Origin of the sequence: Mycobacterium sp. 852002-50816_SCH5313054-b (genome assembly GCF_001667185.1) — a bacterium.
In the GTDB taxonomy this organism is placed as follows: Bacteria; Actinomycetota; Actinomycetes; order Mycobacteriales; family Mycobacteriaceae; genus Mycobacterium.
Genome location: NZ_LZIC01000007.1, coordinates 34,811 through 51,272, shown reverse-complemented (window position 1 = coordinate 51,272; position 16,462 = coordinate 34,811). Strand labels below are relative to the sequence as shown.

Here is a 16,462-nt window from a genome sequence, read left to right as displayed (position 1 = left end):
TCGCACTACCTCCGCCGCCGGATGCGCCGCCCCGCCAGCCGCTGCCGCCCGCGCGGATCCAGACGTCGGGGATGGCAGCGGCCAAGGGGCCGCTCCGCGGCGCGCCGCCCGACCCGCTGACCGTGGTCAACGCCGAAGCGGAACGGCCCGACGCACCGCCGGCCGCCGAGTCCACCGTGATCGACGCCAAGACGGCCGACGTGTCGAACCTGGCCACCCGCTTCGTGAAGCTGCTCTCGCCGCGCATGTCGGCGGCCGCGGGCACGGCCGGCGCCATGACGATCGGCCGCGCGGCCGAAAGCGACATCGTCGTCTACGACGTCCTGGCGTCGCGTCACCACGCGACGCTGCTGCAGACGCCGCTTGGGACCGAGATCCGGGACAACAGCATCAACGGAACGTTCGTCAACGGCACCCGGGTCGGGTCGGCGATCCTGAGCGACGACGACATCGTCACCATCGGCAACGTCGACCTGGTGTTCCGGGACGGCACCCTGGTCCAGCGCAGCGAGGCGGCGACGCGGACGGGCGGCCTCGAGGTGCGCAACGTCAAGTACGTCGTCGACAACGGCAAGCAGCTGCTCGACGACATCTCGGTGACCGCCCGCCCGGGGACGCTCACCGCCGTGATCGGCGGCTCGGGCGCCGGCAAGAGCACGCTGGCCAGGCTGATCGCCGGCTACACGACCCCGACGTCGGGATCGGTGACCTTCGAGGGCCACAACATCCACACCGAGTACGCGTCGTTGCGCAGCCGGATCGGGATGGTTCCCCAGGACGACGTGGTGCACCGCCAGCTGACGGTGAATCAGGCGCTGAGCTACGCGGCCGAGTTGCGGCTGCCCCCCGACACCAGCAAGGCCGACCGCGCCAAGGTGGTCGCCCAGGTCCTCGACGAGCTCGACCTGACCAAGCACGCCGACACCCGCGTCGACAAGCTGTCCGGCGGCCAACGCAAACGAGCCTCGGTCGCGCTCGAGCTGCTCACCGGGCCGTCGCTGCTGATCCTCGACGAGCCCACCTCGGGCCTGGACCCGGCGCTTGACCACCAGGTGATGACGATGCTCCGGCAGTTGGCCGACGCCGGCCGCGTGGTCATCGTGGTGACGCACATGCTGTCCTACCTCGACATCTGCGACCAGCTGCTCCTGGTGGCGCCGGGGGGCAAGACCGCCTACTTCGGGCCGCCGGACCAGATCGGTGACGCGATGGGCACCACGAACTGGGCCAAGATCTTCACCCAGGTGGGGGCCGACCCCGAGGAGGCCAACCGGCGGTTTCTGGAGCAGCGCGACGCCCAGAAGCGGCCGCAGAAGCTGGTGCCGGACAAGGCGGACGAGCCGGGCGCCCTGGGCGAACCGGTGCACACCAGCGTGCGGCGCCAGATTTCGACGGTCGCGCGCCGGCAGGTGCGCCTGGTCGTCGCCGACCGCGCCTATTTCATCTTCCTGGCGCTGTTGCCGTTCATCCTGGGCTCGTTGTCCCTGACCGTGCCGGGCGGCAACGGGTTCCACGCGCCGGGCCCGAACGCCGGGACACCCGACGAGGCCGCGCAGATACTCGCGTTGCTGCTGCCCGCCGCCGCGTTCATGGGCACCGCGCTGACGATCCGCGACCTGGTCGGCGAGCGCGCCATCTTCCAGCGCGAGCAGGCGGTCGGGCTGTCGACCACCGCCTACCTGCTCGCCAAGACCGCGGTGTTCTGCGGGTTCGCGATTCTGCAATCGGCGATCATCACCGCGATCGTGGTGGTCGGCAAGAGCGCCCCGACCCGCGGCGGCGTCCTGCTCGGCCACTCGACCTTCGGCGCCACCGCCGAGCTGTTCGTCACCGTCGCGGCGACCTGCGTCGCCTCGGCCATCCTCGGGTTGGCCATCTCGTCGCTGGTCCGCTCCAGCGAGCAGATCATGCCGCTGTTCGTGGTGACGGTGATGGCGCAGTTGGTGCTGTGCGGCGGAATGGTCCCGGTGACCGGCCGGCTCGGGCTCGACCAGCTGTCCTTCGCGATGCCCGCGCGCTGGGGCTACGCCGCGGCGGCGTCGACGGTCGACCTGCGCAACCTGGTGCCCGGTTCCCTGGTGTCCCAGGACCGATTCTGGCAGCACACGTCGACGGCGTGGCTGCTCGACATCGGCATGTTGGCCGCGCTGTCGCTGTTCTACGCCGGCTTCGTGCGGTGGAAGATCCGGCTGCGCCGATAGGGTGGGACCATCCATCCGCCGAAGCACGAGATGTTCGACCTGGTCGACCGCACCAACACCGATCCGAAAGGCATTGTGCGGGCCGTCGACGAGTACGTCGTGCAGCCGTGGGGCCTCTACCTGGCCCGTCCCACCCCGGGCCGCGCCCAGTTCCGTTACCTCGAGTCGTGGCTTTTACCGTCGCTGGGCTTGCGCGCCACCGTCTTTCACTTCAACCAGGGTCATGAACGCGACCACGACTACTACCTCGATGTGGGCGAATACACACCCGGGGAGAAGGTGTGGCGTTCTGAGGACCACTACCTCGACATCGAGGTCCGCACCGGCGCCGGGGTGACACTGGCCGACGTCGACGAGTTGCTGGACGCGGTGCGCCACGGCCTGCTGACGGCGCAGGTCGCCGAGCGGGCGGTGCGGCGCGCCGTGACGGCCATCGAAGGCCTGGCCTGCAACGACTATGACCTTTGCCGATGGCTGACCACCCATGGCATGGAGCTGACCTGGCATGGGAGATAGCCGTTTCCACACCGTTTCCGGGTCGTTTCCGCAAATTACCGACGGGTATCCCCACGGGATGCGCTTGAGCTTGACCGACTACCGGCGCAGACGCCGGTCCGGCGGCCAGCCGTGTTTCGTCATCCAGCACGACGCGGCCGGCAGCGACCACTACGACCTGCGCCTCGAAATCGACGGGGTGCTGGTGTCATGGGCGATACCCAAAGACGGGCGGTTGGCCCGCCGCACCGACGACCAACCGTTGGACGACGCCGCGGGCGACGTCGTCGTCGCCGACAGCGGCACCTACGCCAACGTGACGCAGTACGAGATGGCCGAATGCCTTGAGTGTGGACATCTCTCGTTCCGGCTGAGCGGCGAGCAGCTGCGCTGCTGCTACTCGCTCACCCGGGTCCGGGAGGGCGAGGAAGAGACGTGGCTGCTGATCAGGCGTAAGGAAGAAGAGGACGACTGGTCATGACCGACCTCGCCGCGCTGCCCGCGTCCGTGCGCGCGGCGCTGCGCGACGAGCCGGTGCCCGACTGGCGGGCCCCGACGCTGGCCACCCTGACCGAGAAGCGGTTCTCCGATCCCGACTGGATCTTCGAGCGCAAATTCGACGGGATGCGCTGCCTGGCATTTCGCGACGGCGACCAGGTGCGGCTGCTGTCACGAAACCGCCAGCCGCTCAACGGCACCTACCCCGAGCTGGTCGACGCGCTCGGCGCCCAGCACACGACACGGTTCGTCGTCGACGGCGAGGTGGTGGCGTTCGCGGGGCGCCGCACCAGCTTCGCCCGGTTGCAGGCCCGCCTGGGCATCACCGACCCCGAGGTGGCCCGCGCGTCGCCGGTGCGCGTCTTTTACTACCTGTTCGACCTGATGCACCTCGACGGCGAGTCGACCACCGACGTGCCGCTGTTGTGGCGAAAACGGCTGCTGCGCAAGGCCATCCAGTTCGACGATCCGCTGCGTTGCACGGCACACCGCGTCGGGGACGGCATCACCGCCTACCGGGAAGCCTGCGAACGCGGCGATGAAGGGGTGATCGCGAAGCTGGCTGACTCCACCTATGACGGCCGGCGATCACCGAACTGGTTGAAGTTCAAGTGCGTTCGCGATCAGGAGTTCGTGGTCGGGGGCTACACCGCCCCGAAAGGCAGCCGCATCGAGCTGGGGGCGCTGCTGCTCGGCTACCACGACGGGCGCGACCTGGTGTACGCCGGCAAGGTGGGCACCGGTTTCGACGAAACCACGTTGCGCCGCCTGCACGGGCGGTTATCGCCGATCGAACAGAAAGCCGCACCCTTCACCCGCGGTCTGGTGCGCGAGAACGGGGCCCGCTGGGTGCGACCGGAGCTGGTGGTCCAGATCGGCTTCACCGAGTGGACGCGCGACGGCAAGCTGCGCCACCCGCGCTACCTCGGCCTGCGCACCGACAAGGAGCCCGCCGACGTGGTGCGGGAAACACCCTGATGCCCCGCATCGCCGTCGAGGTCACCCACCCGGAGCGAGTGGTGTTTCCCGATCCCGGGATCACCAAACGCGAACTCGTCGACTACTACGGCGAGGTGGCCGACGCGATGCTGCCCCACCTCAAGGGCAGGGCCCTGACGGTGCAACGGTTCCCGCGCGGCATCGGCGAGCAAGGCTGGGTGCAGCAGGATTTCGCCGATTCGCTGCCCGACTGGATGGGCCGGGTCGAGGTCGCAAAGGAGGACGGCGGCACCGTCGTGCATCCCGTGGCCGAACGCCCGGAAGCGTTGCGCTGGCTGGCCAACCAGAACTGCGTCACGCTGCACGTGTGGCAGTCGCGGCGGCAGCGGCTGGATAACCCCGACCGGCTGGTCTTCGACCTCGACCCGTCCGACAACGACTTCGCCGTGGTACGCGCGACCGCGCGCGCGGTGGCCGGGGTGCTGGACGAACTCGGGCTGGCGTGTTACGTGCAGACCACCGGGTCGCGAGGGCTGCACGTCGTGAGCCCCCTGCGCCCCGACACCGATTTCGACGGCGTCCGAGAATTCGCCCGCGGTGTGGCCGAGGTGGTGGCCGCCGACGACGCCGCGCATCGCACCGTCGAAGCCCGGAAGAACAATCGCGGCGACCGGGTGTACCTCGACATCATGCGAAACGCCTACGCGCAGACCGCGGTTGCCCCTTACTCCGTCCGGGCCCGGCGGGGCGCGCCGGTGTCGACGCCGCTGGAGTGGGACGAGCTGGACACCCGCGGCTTGCGGGCGGATCGGTTCACGATCCGCGATATTCCCAAACGACTTGCCGGGCAACCCGACCCATGGGCCGGCATGTACCGGCGCGCCCGCTCGTTGACCGCTCCCGCGCGGCGCCTGGCGAAGCTTCGTGCCTGAACTGCCCGACGTGGAGGGGTTTCGGCGCCAGCTGGCCGAAACGCTGCCCGGGCGCCGGATTCGCCGCGTGCAGGTCCACGACCCCGGCGTGCTGCGAAACAGCACCGCCGCCGCGCTCGGCCGGCAGCTCGACGGCCGGCGTTTCGATTCCCCACGCCGGCACGGCAAATGGCTGATGCTGCCGACGGACGGCCCGACGTTGTTGGTGCACAGCGGGATGACGGGGCACCCGCACTATGCCGCCGACGGCGCCGCCCGTGAGCCCTACGAGCGGCTGGTGATCGCGCTGGATCGAGGGGAACTACGCTACGCCGACCTCCGCAAGCTGCGGGGCGTGTGGCTGGTCGATGCCGAGGAGGACGTCGCGCACGTCACCGGTCCGCTGGGCCCCGACGCCCTGGGCATCGGCCTGCCGGTATTCCGAGATCTGCTGTCCGGGCGGCGCGGCCGACTGAAGCCCACGCTGATGGACCAGTCGGTGATCGCCGGGCTGGGCAACCTGCTCACCGACGAGATCTGCTGGCGGGCCCGCATTGCACCGACCCGCCCGGTCGCCGGCCTGGACGCCGACGACGTCAAGCGCCTGCACGCCGCCATGGCCTCGGTGCTGCGCACGTCGGTGCGGCACGGCCGGGTGCCGGGGCTGCCGCGGTGGCTCACCGGGGCGCGCGACGAACCGGACCCGTCCTGTCCGCGCTGCGGCGCCCGACTCGCGCACGGCCGGGTGGGCGGCCGGACGTCGGCGTGGTGCCCGCGGTGCCAAGCCGAGTAATCTCGGCAACTATGAGCCTCAGCAAGCACAGGTGGATGCCGATCGCGGCCCTGACCGTGATCGCGGCCGGCTCCCAGCTAAGCCCGGCAATCGCGCGGGCGGACCTGCACAACATCACCTACCGCGCCCGGATCGATGCGCTGACCACCGGCAGCCAGGCCATATTCGTGATCAACGGCAACCGGACGAACAGCACCAACCTTCCCTCGATGCCCGGCAACGTGTTCGAAGCCAACACGGTGTTGCCCGATCCGCAGCAGGCCGGCATGCAGATCGTGCTGCATTTCCCCTACTCGGCGAACGTGCACTGCGAGATCGACGTCGACGACAACGTTTTCACGCAGCTCGATCAGTTCGTCAGACCGACACCCGGGAATTCCGGCCCCAACGGCGTGCTGCAGTGCGGCGCGACGCCGGACCGGCTAGGGCTGCCATCCGGTTGAGTCGGCCCACTGCCAGGCCCGCCGGTAGGCGTCGGGGTACCACGGCTCCTTGGCGGCGACGTAAGGCGAGATGTCACCGCCCGCCGCCTGTTCGGCCTTGAGCTTGACGGCCAGGTAGTCGGCGCGCGCACCGACGTCGGACCGCAACCAGGCGACGAACAGCAGGGCGAATTGCTGGTTGGGCCAGCCGTCCACCCGCAGGTGCACGTTGGTCGGCCGGCCCGGGTCGGCGGAGGCGTGAATCCGCTTGTGCCACAGGCCGGGATCGTCGCTGTGGTCGTAGCGTTGCACGGTGCTGCGCGCATCGTCCTTGGCGACGTCCTCGGTGAGGTGCTCGATGCGGGGGTAGCCGGCGGCCAACAAGGGTTCGGCGAGTTCGTCGGCGACGGCGAGCGATTCGACGGTGATCTGCATGTCGATGACGTCCTTGGCGTCCAACGCGGGCAGCGCGGTGGAGCCGATGTGGTCGATGCGCAGCGCCCGGTGGCCGCACGCCGTGTGCAGCCGGTTGACGATGCGCCGCGCCTGCTCGGGCCAACTCGGATCGGCCGGCACCAGTCGCGCGGGCGCCCTGGCGATCTGGCGCGCACTCAGGTTGTGCGCGAACGGCACGATCCGGTTGTTCCACACGTCGTGGGCCCGCTGCACCAGGTCCTCCGGGCTGCCCGAGTTGTCCAGCCAGACGTCGGCGACGGCGCGGCGCTGCTCGTCGCTGGCCTGGGCGGCGATCCTCGCTCGGGCGTCCTCTTCGGGCATCCCGCGTTGGTCGACCAGCCGTCGCACCCGCACCTCGACGTCGGCGTGTACCACCACCACGAGCGGGAACAGCGGCGCCATCCCGGATTCCACCAGCAGCGGAATGTCTTCGACGACAACCGAATCGTCGGGCACCGACGCGATGATCTCCGCGCGTCGCTTACCCACTAGCGGGTGGACGATCCCGTTCAGCCGCTGGCGCGCCTCGTCGTCGCAAAAAGCCTTGGCGGCCAGGGCCGGGCGATCCAGCGACCCGTCGGGAAGCAGGATGTCGTCACCGAACGCCTCGACCAGCGCCGCCAGCCCCTCGGTTCCCGGCCGGACCACCTCGCGCGCGATGACGTCGCCGTCGACGATGACCGCACCGCACTTCGCGAACGTGGCCGACAGCGCCGACTTGCCGGCGCCGATGCCACCGGTCAACCCGATGCGGAGCATTCGTGCGGCGAATTACGCGTTGCCGGCGAGCTTTTCCCGCAGGGCCGCCAACTGGGCATCGCTGGCCAGCGACCCACCGGCCGCCTTCTCCGGCGGAGCGCCGTTACCCGGCGACTGCTCGCCACCACCGTGCCCCGCCGCCTCGGCCGCCGCGAACTTCTCCATCTGCGCGGTGTGCATCTTGTGCCGGCGCTCGGCCTCGGCGTAGCGGGCCTCCCACTCGTTGCGCTGGGTGTCGAAGCCTTCGAGCCATTCGTTGGTCTCGGCGTCGAAACCCTCGGGGAAGATGTAGTTGCCCTGCTCGTCGTAGCTGTCAGCCATGCCGTACTTCGCCGGGTCGAATTCCTCGGTGTAGTCCTCGTTGGCCTGCTTGAGCGACAACGAGATGCGGCGGCGCTCCAGGTCGATGTCGATGACCTTGACCATCGCGTCGTCGCCGACGGCGACCACCTGATCGGGCACCTCGACGTGGCGCTCAGCCAGCTCGGAGATGTGCACCAGGCCCTCGATGCCCTCCTCGACGCGCACGAACGCGCCGAAGGGAACCAGCTTGGTGACCTTGCCCGGCACGATCTGGCCGATGGCGTGCGTGCGGGCGAAGTGCCGCCACGGGTCTTCCTGGGTCGCCTTGAGCGACAACGAAACCCGCTCGCGGTCCATGTCGACGTCGAGCACCTCGACGGTGACCTCGTCGCCCACCTGCACCACCTCGGACGGGTGGTCGATGTGCTTCCAGGACAGCTCGGAGACGTGCACCAGACCGTCGACGCCGCCGAGGTCGACGAACGCGCCGAAGTTGACGATGGAGGAGACCACACCCTTGCGGATGCTGCCCTTTTGCAGCTGGTTGAGGAACTCGCTGCGCACCTCGGACTGCGTCTGCTCCAGCCAGGCCCGCCGCGACAGCACCACGTTGTTGCGGTTCTTGTCCAGCTCGATGATCTTGGCTTCGATCTCCTTGCCGATGTACGGCTGCAGGTCGCGGACGCGGCGCATCTCGACAAGCGAGGCGGGCAGGAAGCCGCGCAACCCGATGTCGAGGATCAGGCCACCCTTGACCACCTCGATGACCGTGCCCTTGACGGCCTCGTCCTTCTCCTTGAGCGCCTCGATGGTGCCCCAGGCGCGCTCGTACTGCGCGCGCTTCTTGGAGAGGATCAGCCGGCCCTCTTTGTCCTCCTTGGTGAGGACCAGGGCCTCGACCTCATCGCCGACGGTGACGACCTCGTTGGGGTCGACGTCGTGCTTGATCGAGAGCTCGCGGGCGGGGATGACCCCTTCGGTCTTGTAGCCGATGTCGAGGAGCACCTCGTCCCGGTCCACTTTGACGATCGTGCCCTCGACGATGTCGCCATCGTTGAAGTACTTGATCGTTTTGTCTATTGCGGCGAGAAAATCCTCGCTCGAGCCAATGTCGTTGACGGCTACTTGGGGCGAGGTGACGGTGGGACTCGGCATGTTGTTGGGTTGCTCCGGACAGGTGAGGTCGTAGGGACAAACAGGATTTACCTGTCGAGGCTACTCGACAGGGCACTAGCTGGACAAACTCGGCCGCTACATGCTGAAGGGAATGTAACGCCACGGCGAATTTCCGGCCGATTTTCGGCCTCACGTTACACCGGCGGGCCTTAGTGCGCGGCGGAGTCCCAGGAGCGTCCGTAACCCACCGATACCTCGAGCGGAACGTCCAGCGGGTACGCGCCGCCCATCTTCTCGCGCGCCAGCGCCTCGAGGAGTTCACGCTCGCCGGGCGCGACTTCGAACAACAGTTCGTCGTGCACCTGCAACAGCATGCGCGACGCCAGTCCGGCCGCTGTGATCGCCTTGTCGACCTCGATCATCGCCACCTTGATGATGTCGGCCGCACTGCCCTGGATGGGCGCGTTGAGCGCCGCCCGCTCGGCCGCCTCGCGCACCTGACGGTTGCTGCTGTCCAGCTCGGGCAGGTAGCGGCGGCGGCCCAGCACCGTCGAGGTGTAGCCGTCCTTGCGGGCCTGCTCGACGACGTCCATCAGGTAGTCGCGCACCCCGCCGAATCGGGCGAAGTAGGCGTCCATCTGCTCCTTCGCCTCCTCGGTGGAGATCTTCAGCTGCTGCGACAGCCCGTAGGCGCTCAACCCGTAGGCGAGCCCGTACGACATCGCCTTGACGCGGCGCCGCAGCTCGGCGGTGACCTCCTCGATCGGCACCCCGAACGCCCGCGAGGCGACGAACGAGTGCAGGTCCTCCCCCGTGTTGAACGCCTCGATGAGGCCCTCGTCGCGGGACAGGTGCGCCATGATCCGCATCTCGATCTGGCTGTAGTCCGCCGTCATCAGCTCGTCGTAGCCTTTGCCGACCACGAACGCGTCCCGGATCTGGCGGCCTTCCTCGGTGCGGATCGGGATGTTTTGCAGGTTGGGTTCGGTCGACGACAACCTGCCGGTGGCCGCGATCGTCTGGTTGAACGTGGTGTGGATCCGGCCGTCGGCGGCCACCGAGTTCAGCAACCCGTCGACGGTGACCTTGAGCCGGGTGACGTCGCGGTGGGCGAGCAGGTGCTGTAGGAACGGGTGCCCGGTCTTGTCGAACAGCGACTGCAGGGCGTCCGCGTCGGTGGTGTAGCCGGTCTTGGTGCGCTTGGTCTTGGGCATCCCGAGCTCGTCGAACAGCACCACCTGCAACTGCTTGGGTGAGCCCAGGTTGATCTGCTTGCCGATCACGGCGTAGGCCGCCTCGGCGGCGTCGCGGATCTGGTCGCCGAACTGGCTCTGCAGCTCGCCCAGCAACTGCAGGTCGACGGCGATGCCGGCGCTTTCCATGTCGGCCAGCACGTGCTGGACCGGCAGCTCCATCTCGCCCAGCAGCGCGGTGGAGTCGATGCGATCCAGCTCGGCGTCCAGCGCGTCGGCCAGGTCCACTACGGCGCGCGCCCGCAGGATCAGGGTCTGCACGGCCTGCTCGTCGGTTCCCTCGATGTCGTCGAGCAGCGAAAGCTGTTGCTGTTCAGTGGTTTCCGCGCGCAGCTCGCGGCGCAGGTAGCGCAGCGAGAGGTCGTCGAGGGTGAAGCTGCGCTGCCCCGGCCGCACCACGTAGGCCGCCAGCGCGGTGTCCGAGGTGACGCCGTCCAGCGTCCACCCGCGCCCCGCCACATCGTGGATGGCGAGCTTGGCCTCGTGCAGCGCCTTGGGCTTCGCCGGGTCGGCCAGCCAGGCCGCGAGCGCGGCGTCGTCGTCGGGGGTCAACGTCGCGGTGTCGACGTAGCCGCCCTCGCCGTCGGCGGCGGCGAGGGCCAGCGCGGTGGCGTCCCCGCCGTGCGGCAGGTGGGTGCCGGCGACGGCCAACCCGCTCCGGCGCCCGTCGCCGGCGTGCTCGGCCAGCCACTGCCCGACCGTGCCGGGCTCCAGCGCGCCGCCGCGCACGTCGAAGCCCTCGTCGACCTCGGGCTCGACGGCGACCAGGGTCTCGAACAGACGGTCGCGCAAGACCCGGAACTCGAGGTCGTCGAAGAGCCGGTGGATCTGGTCGCGGTCCCAGGGCTGCAGCCGCAGCGTGTCCGGCGTTTGGGCCAGCGGCACGTCTTTGACGAGGTCGGTGAGCTCGCGGTTGCGGATGACTCCGGCCAGGTTGGCCCGCAGCGCGTCGCCGACCTTGCCGCGCACCGAGTCGACGTTGTCGACCAGCGCTTGCAGCGAGCCGTATTCGACGATCCACTTGGAGGCGGTCTTCTCCCCCACCCCGGGAATGCCGGGCAGGTTGTCACTGGGATCGCCGCGCAGCGCGGCGAAGTCGGGGTACTGGGTGGGCGTCAGCCCGTATTTTTCGACGACGGCCTCGGGGGTGAACCGGGTCAGTTCGCTGACGCCCTTGCGGGGATACAGCACGGTCACGTCCTCGCTGACCAGCTGCAGTGAGTCGCGGTCACCGGAGACCACCAGCACCCGGTAGCCCTCGTTTTCGGCCTGGGTGGCCAGCGTCGCGATCAGGTCGTCGGCCTCGAAGCCCTGCTCGGAGAGCACCGTGATGCCCAGTGCATTGAGCACTTCCTTGGTGATGTCGATCTGGCCGTGGAACTCGTCGGGGGTCGACGACCGGTTGGCCTTGTATTCGGGGTACCGCTCGGAGCGGAACGTCTGCCGCGACACGTCGAACGCCGCCGCGATGTGCGTCGGGGCCTCGTCCCGCAGCAGGTTGATCAGCATCGCCGTGAAGCCGTACACCGCGTTGGTCGTCAGGCCGCCGCGGGTCTTGAAGTTCTCGGCGGGCAGCGCGTAGAACGCCCGGAACGCCAGCGAATTGCCGTCCAACAACATGAGTGTCGGTTTGGTCTGTTCCTCGGTGGCGGCGGGCACGGCATTCACTCTAGGCACCCGGTGTGACGGGCCCGCCCCCACTCAGCCCTGCCGCGAAACTGCAACACGTTTCAGTTTTGCCCGGCGGCTGGGTAGTCTGGCCAGGTGCCTGAGGTCACCAGCCAAGAACCCGCGATCGACGGATGGTTCGCCACCGACGAGGCCGGCAGCCCCCATTTGATCGGCAGCAAGTGCCCGGAGTGCGGCACCTACGTCTTCCCGCCGCGGGAGAACAACTGCCCCAACCCGGCCTGCGCCAACGACGCGCTGGAGTCCGTCGCGCTGTCCACGCGCGGAACGCTGTGGAGCTACACCGAAAACCGTTACGCGCCACCGCCGCCGTACCCGTCCCCGGACCCCTTTGAGCCGTTCGCCGTCGGCGCCGTGCAACTGGCCGACGAGGGTTTGATCGTGCTGGGCAAGGTGGTCGAGGGCACGTTGGCCGCCGACCTGAAGGTCGGCATGGAAATGGAGCTGACCACCATGCCGCTGTTCACCGACGACGACGGCGTGCAGCGCGTCGTGCACGCATGGAGGCGCGCCGGCGACGATGCAGAGCGAAGCGATGAGGAGGAGCGGCGCAAATGACGGCGATCATGAGCGCGCCCGAACCGCTGTACATCCTCGGCGCCGGGATGCACCCCTGGGGCAAGTGGGGCCGCGACTTCACCGAATACGGGGTCGTCGCCGCGCGCGCCGCGCTGGCCGAGGCCGGCCTGGACTGGAGCCAGATCCAGTTGGTCGCCGGGGCGGACACCATCCGCAACGGCTACCCGGGGTTCGTCGCCGGCGCGACGTTCGCGCAGAAGCTGGGCTGGAACGGCATTCCGGTCAGCTCGAGCTACGCCGCGTGCGCCAGCGGCTCGCAGGCGCTGCAGAGCGCGCGCGCCCAGATTTTGGCCGGCTTCTGCGACGTCGCGCTGGTGATCGGCGCCGACACCACGCCGAAGGGCTTCTTCGCGCCGGTCGGCGGCGAGCGCCGCAACGACCCCGACTGGCAGCGCTTCCACCTCATCGGCGCCACCAACACGGTGTACTTCGCGCTGCTCGCGCGGCGGCGGATGGACCTCTACGGCGCCACGCTCGAGGACTTCGCCCAGGTGAAGGTCAAGAACTCCAAGCACGGGCTCAACAACCCGAATGCCCGCTACCGCAAGGAGAACTCGATCGACGACGTGCTGGCCAGCCCCGTGGTCTCGGACCCGCTGCGGCTGCTGGACATCTGCGCCACCTCCGATGGGGCGGCGGCGCTGATCGTGGCGAGCGCCGATTTCGCCCGTAAGCACCTCGGCTCGCTCGACGGAGTGCCCTCGGTGCGCGCCGTCAGCACGGTGACCCCGCGCTACCCCCAGCACCTACCCGAATTGCCCGACATCGCAACGGATTCCACCGCGACCGTGCCCGCACCCGAGCGAGTGTTCAAGGATCAGATCCTCGATGCGGCCTACGCCGAAGCCGGCATCGGGCCCGAGGACCTCAGCCTGGCCGAGGTCTACGACCTGTCCACCGCGCTGGAGCTCGACTGGTACGAGCACCTGGGGCTGTGCGCCAGGGGCGAGGCCGAGGGGCTGCTGCGCAGCGGCGCCACCGCCATCGGCGGCCGGGTCCCGGTCAACCCGTCGGGCGGGCTGGCCTGCTTCGGCGAGGCCATCCCGGCCCAGGCCATCGCGCAGGTCTGCGAGTTGACCTGGCAGCTGCGCGGTCAGGCCACCGGCCGGCAGGTGGAGAACGCCACGGTCGGCGTCACCGCGAACCAGGGCCTGTTCGGCCACGGCTCGTCGGTGATCGTGGCCCGCTAGTCGGAGCGCTTCCGCTCAGTGTGAAGCCACGGCGGGCCCGCTCGGCGTGTCGTGTGCCTGGATGCACACTCAACAGCCGCTAGCGCACGCCGCTGCGCCGAGACTGCAACCAGCGCGTGATTTCGCCCAGATTTGCGATCTGAGCGCAGTCTCGGAGCTACTCGGAAGCGGTGTCCTTGGGCGCGTCGCCGAGCGTTTCGAGGACGACCTCGGCCACTCGCTTCATGGTGGTCCGCCGATCCATCGCCGCGCGCTGAATCCATTTGAAGGCCTCGGGCTCGGTCATGCCCTGCTTGGTCTGCAGCAGGCCCTTCGCGCGCTCGACGACCTTGCGGGTCTCCAGCCGGTCGGACAACGTCGCCACTTCGCGTTCCAGCTCGGTGATCTCGGCGAACCGGCTGAGTGCCAGCTCGATGGCCGGGATCAGGTCGCTGATGGTGAACGGCTTCACCAGGTAGGCCATGGCGCCGGCGTCGCGGGCGCGCTCGACCAGGTCGCGCTGGCTGAACGCGGTCAACACCACGATTGGCGCGATGCGCTTGCTGGCGATCTCCGAGGCCGCGTCGATGCCGTCGCGCCGCGGCATCTTCACATCCATGATCACCAGGTCGGGCTTGTGGCGCTCGGCCAGTTCGACGGCTTCCTGCCCATCGCCGGCCTCGCCGACGATCTCGTACCCCTCCTCTCGGAGCATCTCTGCCAGGTCCAGCCGGATGAGTGCTTCGTCTTCCGCGATCAGGACCCGGCGCGGCACAGCGGCGTCGGCATCGGTCGTGGGGCCTGTCATGACGGACATTGTGTCGTGCATGCCCGCGACCAGCGAACTCGGGGGCGGTGAGAATCGATCGGCGCACCGATCCTCTATGGTGGGAGGCTGCTCAGCCCTCGTATCCCAACTGGCAGAGGAAACGGACTCAAAACCCGTCCAGTGTGGGTTCGAATCCCACCGAGGGCACTCCCAATCCATGCTCTACACCATCGGACACGGCGCGAAATCCGCCGACGAACTCACCGCCGCGCTTCGCCGGCACGGCATCACGCTCCTGGTGGACGTGCGCAGTTTCCCGGGCTCGCGGCGCAACCCCGACGTGTCGAAGGAAGCCATGCCGGGCTGGCTGGGCGCCGCCGGGATCGCCTACCGGCACGAACCGGACCTCGGCGGGCGACGCAAACCGTCGACCGCCCCGGAGCCGCGGGACCAATGGTGGGAAAACCCGTCGTTCGCCAACTACGCGGCCCATACCCGCACGCCCGGCTTTCAGGCGGCATACCGGCGCCTGCTGCGCGATGCCGAGGCCGACAACGTCGCCGTGATGTGCGGGGAACCCACCTGGTGGCGTTGTCACCGACGGATGATCGCCGACCTGGCCGCCCGCGACGGCCACCCGGTGCAGCACATCATGCCCAACGGCACGCTGGCGCCGCACCGCCCGTCGGAGTGGCTCACCCGCGATATTGACTAGCCAGCCGACAAATAGCGAGGTCAACGGTTACGCTTTGAAAGTGGTGGCCAAGAAATGCGGGGCCCCACCCCGGAAAGACGGCTCGTCGAATCGCCCGGACTGCGTGGCCGCGGTGCGGGCGCAGACGCGCGACCGCAATCAGCACTACGCCGCCAGCGCCGCGCGCCGCGGCCGGATCCTCATGATCACCGCGTGGCTGGCCGTGATGGTAAGCGTGAGTTTCGTGGTCGTGCAGATCGCCACCGATTCCTGGACGTGGCAGGTCAGTTCGATCAACGTCGTCGGCGCCATGGTCTTCGCGATGGTGCCGTGGCTGCAGCGCTTCGGGGAATTGGTTGCGCCGCTTACCTTTATCGGCGCGGCCTACGTCTCCGTCTTCGCCAGCTGCCTGGACGTGGGCACGGGTTCGGGATCTCAATTCTTCTTTCTGGTGGGCGCCTGCCTGGTGGTGCTGCTGCTCGGAATCGAACACATCGTGTTGGCGTCGGCACTGGGGGCCGTCGCCGCCGGCCTGATCATCGCGGTCGAATTCCTGGTCCCGCGCAACACCGGGCTGCAGCCGGCCTGGGCCACGTCGGCGGGGTTTGTCGTCACCGCGGTGTCGAGCGTGGTGATGGTCGTCGTGACGGTGTGGTTCGCCCTGCGCGACACCGCGCGCGCCGAGGCCGTGATGGAGGCCCAGTACGACCGCTCGGAGACACTGCTCGAGAACATGTTGCCCGCCAGCATCGCCGAGCGGCTCAAGGAGCCGGGCCGCGGCGTCATCGCCGACAAGTACGACGACGCAACGGTCTTGTTCGCCGACATCGTCGGGTTCACCGAACGCGCCAGCGGCACCCCGCCGGCCGATCTGGTGCGCTTTCTCGACCGCCTCTACGGCGCTTTCGACGCGCTCGTGGACAAACACGGGCTGGAAAAGATCAAGGTGAGCGGCGACTCGTACATGGTGGTCAGCGGCGTCCCGCGCCCGCGGCCCGACCACTCCCAGGCGCTCGCGGACTTCGCGCTCGACATGGCGAATGTCGCTGCGGGACTGAAGGATCCACACGGCGAACCGGTGCCGCTGCGGGTGGGCATGGCAAGCGGGGCCGTGGTCGCGGGTGTGGTGGGTTCTCGCCGGTTCTTCTACGACGTGTGGGGCGACGCGGTCAATGTGGCCTCCCGGATGGAAGCCACCGACTCGGTGGGACGGATCCAGGTGCCCGAGGCGATGTATGAGCGCCTCAAAGGCGAGTTCGTGCTGCAGGAGCGCGGCAGCATCGACGTCAAGGGCAAAGGGCCCATGCGCACCTGGTATCTGATCGGCCGCAAGGCAACCGAGCAGTCCGCGGACCTGAGTTCCGAGGAACCGCGCACCGCGCGCGTCTGAGCCGAAAGTCCCTATCGGGGGCACCG

Annotated in this window: 15 protein-coding genes and 1 tRNA gene; 12 read left to right on the top strand and 4 right to left on the bottom strand. The window is 68.8% G+C overall.

From position 1 onward, the window contains the following. From A5787_RS01025 to A5787_RS00995, 7 genes are all read left to right on the top strand, one after another. Window positions 1-2,201: ATP-binding cassette domain-containing protein (locus tag A5787_RS01025; RefSeq protein WP_197506931.1), on the top strand; the 2,201-nt coding region annotated here is incomplete at its 5' end. 75 nt (window positions 2,202-2,276) lie between these two features. Next, on the top strand, window positions 2,277-2,717 hold the full coding sequence (locus A5787_RS01020; RefSeq protein ID WP_066960332.1) for a DUF402 domain-containing protein: 441 nt from the start codon (window positions 2,277-2,279) through the stop codon (window positions 2,715-2,717). Between the two features lie 58 nt (window positions 2,718-2,775). Next, window positions 2,776-3,177 (top strand): DNA polymerase ligase N-terminal domain-containing protein, encoded by a 402-nt coding sequence (locus A5787_RS01015; protein WP_066960303.1) that lies wholly within the window; start codon window positions 2,776-2,778, stop codon window positions 3,175-3,177. Beyond that, the gene (gene ligD, locus A5787_RS01010) at window positions 3,174-4,172 is read left to right on the top strand and encodes a non-homologous end-joining DNA ligase (protein WP_066960301.1); all 999 of its coding nucleotides are present in this window, start codon (window positions 3,174-3,176) and stop codon (window positions 4,170-4,172) included. The genes A5787_RS01015 and ligD (A5787_RS01010) overlap by 4 nt, the downstream gene beginning before the upstream one ends. Further along, complete coding sequence (gene ligD / locus A5787_RS01005) at window positions 4,172-5,065, top strand: non-homologous end-joining DNA ligase (protein WP_066960299.1); 894 nt, start codon at window positions 4,172-4,174, stop codon at window positions 5,063-5,065. The genes ligD (A5787_RS01010) and ligD (A5787_RS01005) overlap by 1 nt, the downstream gene beginning before the upstream one ends. Then, the gene (locus A5787_RS01000; RefSeq protein ID WP_066960297.1) at window positions 5,058-5,837 is read left to right on the top strand and encodes an Fpg/Nei family DNA glycosylase; all 780 of its coding nucleotides are present in this window, start codon (window positions 5,058-5,060) and stop codon (window positions 5,835-5,837) included. The genes ligD (A5787_RS01005) and A5787_RS01000 overlap by 8 nt, the downstream gene beginning before the upstream one ends. An 11-nt stretch (window positions 5,838-5,848) precedes the next feature. After that, window positions 5,849-6,280: a hypothetical protein gene (locus A5787_RS00995; RefSeq protein WP_066960295.1), complete on the top strand. Its 432-nt coding sequence runs from the start codon at window positions 5,849-5,851 to the stop codon at window positions 6,278-6,280. Here A5787_RS00995 and coaE read toward each other — a convergent pair. The 3 genes from coaE to polA form a co-directional block, all read right to left on the bottom strand. Beyond that, window positions 6,260-7,474, bottom strand: a complete 1,215-nt coding sequence (gene coaE / locus A5787_RS00990; protein WP_066960283.1) for a dephospho-CoA kinase — start codon at window positions 7,472-7,474, stop codon at window positions 6,260-6,262. The two genes, A5787_RS00995 and coaE, sit on opposite strands and share 21 nt — an antisense overlap. A 12-nt stretch (window positions 7,475-7,486) precedes the next feature. Next, the gene (rpsA, locus tag A5787_RS00985) at window positions 7,487-8,932 is read right to left on the bottom strand and encodes a 30S ribosomal protein S1 (RefSeq protein WP_066960281.1); all 1,446 of its coding nucleotides are present in this window, start codon (window positions 8,930-8,932) and stop codon (window positions 7,487-7,489) included. A 170-nt stretch (window positions 8,933-9,102) separates the two neighbouring features. After that, a complete protein-coding gene (polA, locus tag A5787_RS00980; protein ID WP_066960329.1) occupies window positions 9,103-11,766 on the bottom strand; it encodes a DNA polymerase I in 2,664 nt (887 codons plus the stop codon). Window positions 11,767-11,910: 144 nt separating this feature from the next. Between polA and A5787_RS00975 the strand changes: the two genes are divergently transcribed. Together A5787_RS00975 and A5787_RS00970 are read left to right on the top strand one after the other, a co-directional pair. Further along, the gene (locus A5787_RS00975; protein ID WP_066960278.1) at window positions 11,911-12,393 is read left to right on the top strand and encodes a Zn-ribbon domain-containing OB-fold protein; all 483 of its coding nucleotides are present in this window, start codon (window positions 11,911-11,913) and stop codon (window positions 12,391-12,393) included. Between the two features lie 8 nt (window positions 12,394-12,401). Further along, complete coding sequence (locus A5787_RS00970) at window positions 12,402-13,604, top strand: lipid-transfer protein (protein WP_066960326.1); 1,203 nt, start codon at window positions 12,402-12,404, stop codon at window positions 13,602-13,604. 157 nt (window positions 13,605-13,761) lie between these two features. On the opposite strand, the gene A5787_RS00965 is transcribed toward A5787_RS00970, so the two are convergent. Next, window positions 13,762-14,391 carry an ANTAR domain-containing response regulator gene (locus tag A5787_RS00965; RefSeq protein WP_066960323.1) on the bottom strand — a complete coding sequence of 210 codons (630 nt, stop codon included), beginning with the start codon at window positions 14,389-14,391 and terminating at the stop codon, window positions 13,762-13,764. Window positions 14,392-14,485: 94 nt separating this feature from the next. Between A5787_RS00965 and A5787_RS00960 the strand changes: the two genes are divergently transcribed. The 3 genes from A5787_RS00960 (at window position 14,486) to A5787_RS00950 (ending at window position 16,436) form a co-directional block, all read left to right on the top strand. Beyond that, window positions 14,486-14,559 (top strand) — tRNA-Leu (locus A5787_RS00960). 10 nt (window positions 14,560-14,569) lie between these two features. Continuing rightward, entirely contained in the window at window positions 14,570-15,067 is a 498-nt protein-coding gene (locus A5787_RS00955; protein WP_066960275.1) for a DUF488 family protein, read from the top strand. A 40-nt stretch (window positions 15,068-15,107) separates the two neighbouring features. After that, complete coding sequence (locus tag A5787_RS00950; RefSeq protein ID WP_066960273.1) at window positions 15,108-16,436, top strand: adenylate/guanylate cyclase domain-containing protein; 1,329 nt, start codon at window positions 15,108-15,110, stop codon at window positions 16,434-16,436. Window positions 16,437-16,462: the final 26 nt, after the last annotated feature.

What these genes read in the sequence shown, in the direction of transcription:
- coaE (WP_066960283.1), bottom strand. Translation starts at nt 7,474, where the DNA reads ATGCTCCGCATCGGGTTGACCGGTGGCATCGGCGCCGGCAAGTCGGCG.
- A5787_RS00965 (WP_066960323.1), bottom strand. Translation starts at nt 14,391, where the DNA reads ATGACAGGCCCCACGACCGATGCCGACGCCGCTGTGCCGCGCCGGGTC.
- rpsA (WP_066960281.1), bottom strand. Translation starts at nt 8,932, where the DNA reads ATGCCGAGTCCCACCGTCACCTCGCCCCAAGTAGCCGTCAACGACATT.
- A5787_RS00995 (WP_066960295.1), top strand. Translation starts at nt 5,849, where the DNA reads ATGAGCCTCAGCAAGCACAGGTGGATGCCGATCGCGGCCCTGACCGTG.
- A5787_RS00970 (WP_066960326.1), top strand. Translation starts at nt 12,402, where the DNA reads ATGAGCGCGCCCGAACCGCTGTACATCCTCGGCGCCGGGATGCACCCC.
- ligD (WP_066960299.1), top strand. Translation starts at nt 4,172, where the DNA reads ATGCCCCGCATCGCCGTCGAGGTCACCCACCCGGAGCGAGTGGTGTTT.
- A5787_RS00955 (WP_066960275.1), top strand. Translation starts at nt 14,570, where the DNA reads ATGCTCTACACCATCGGACACGGCGCGAAATCCGCCGACGAACTCACC.
- A5787_RS01015 (WP_066960303.1), top strand. Translation starts at nt 2,776, where the DNA reads ATGCGCTTGAGCTTGACCGACTACCGGCGCAGACGCCGGTCCGGCGGC.
- ligD (WP_066960301.1), top strand. Translation starts at nt 3,174, where the DNA reads ATGACCGACCTCGCCGCGCTGCCCGCGTCCGTGCGCGCGGCGCTGCGC.
- polA (WP_066960329.1), bottom strand. Translation starts at nt 11,766, where the DNA reads ATGTTGTTGGACGGCAATTCGCTGGCGTTCCGGGCGTTCTACGCGCTG.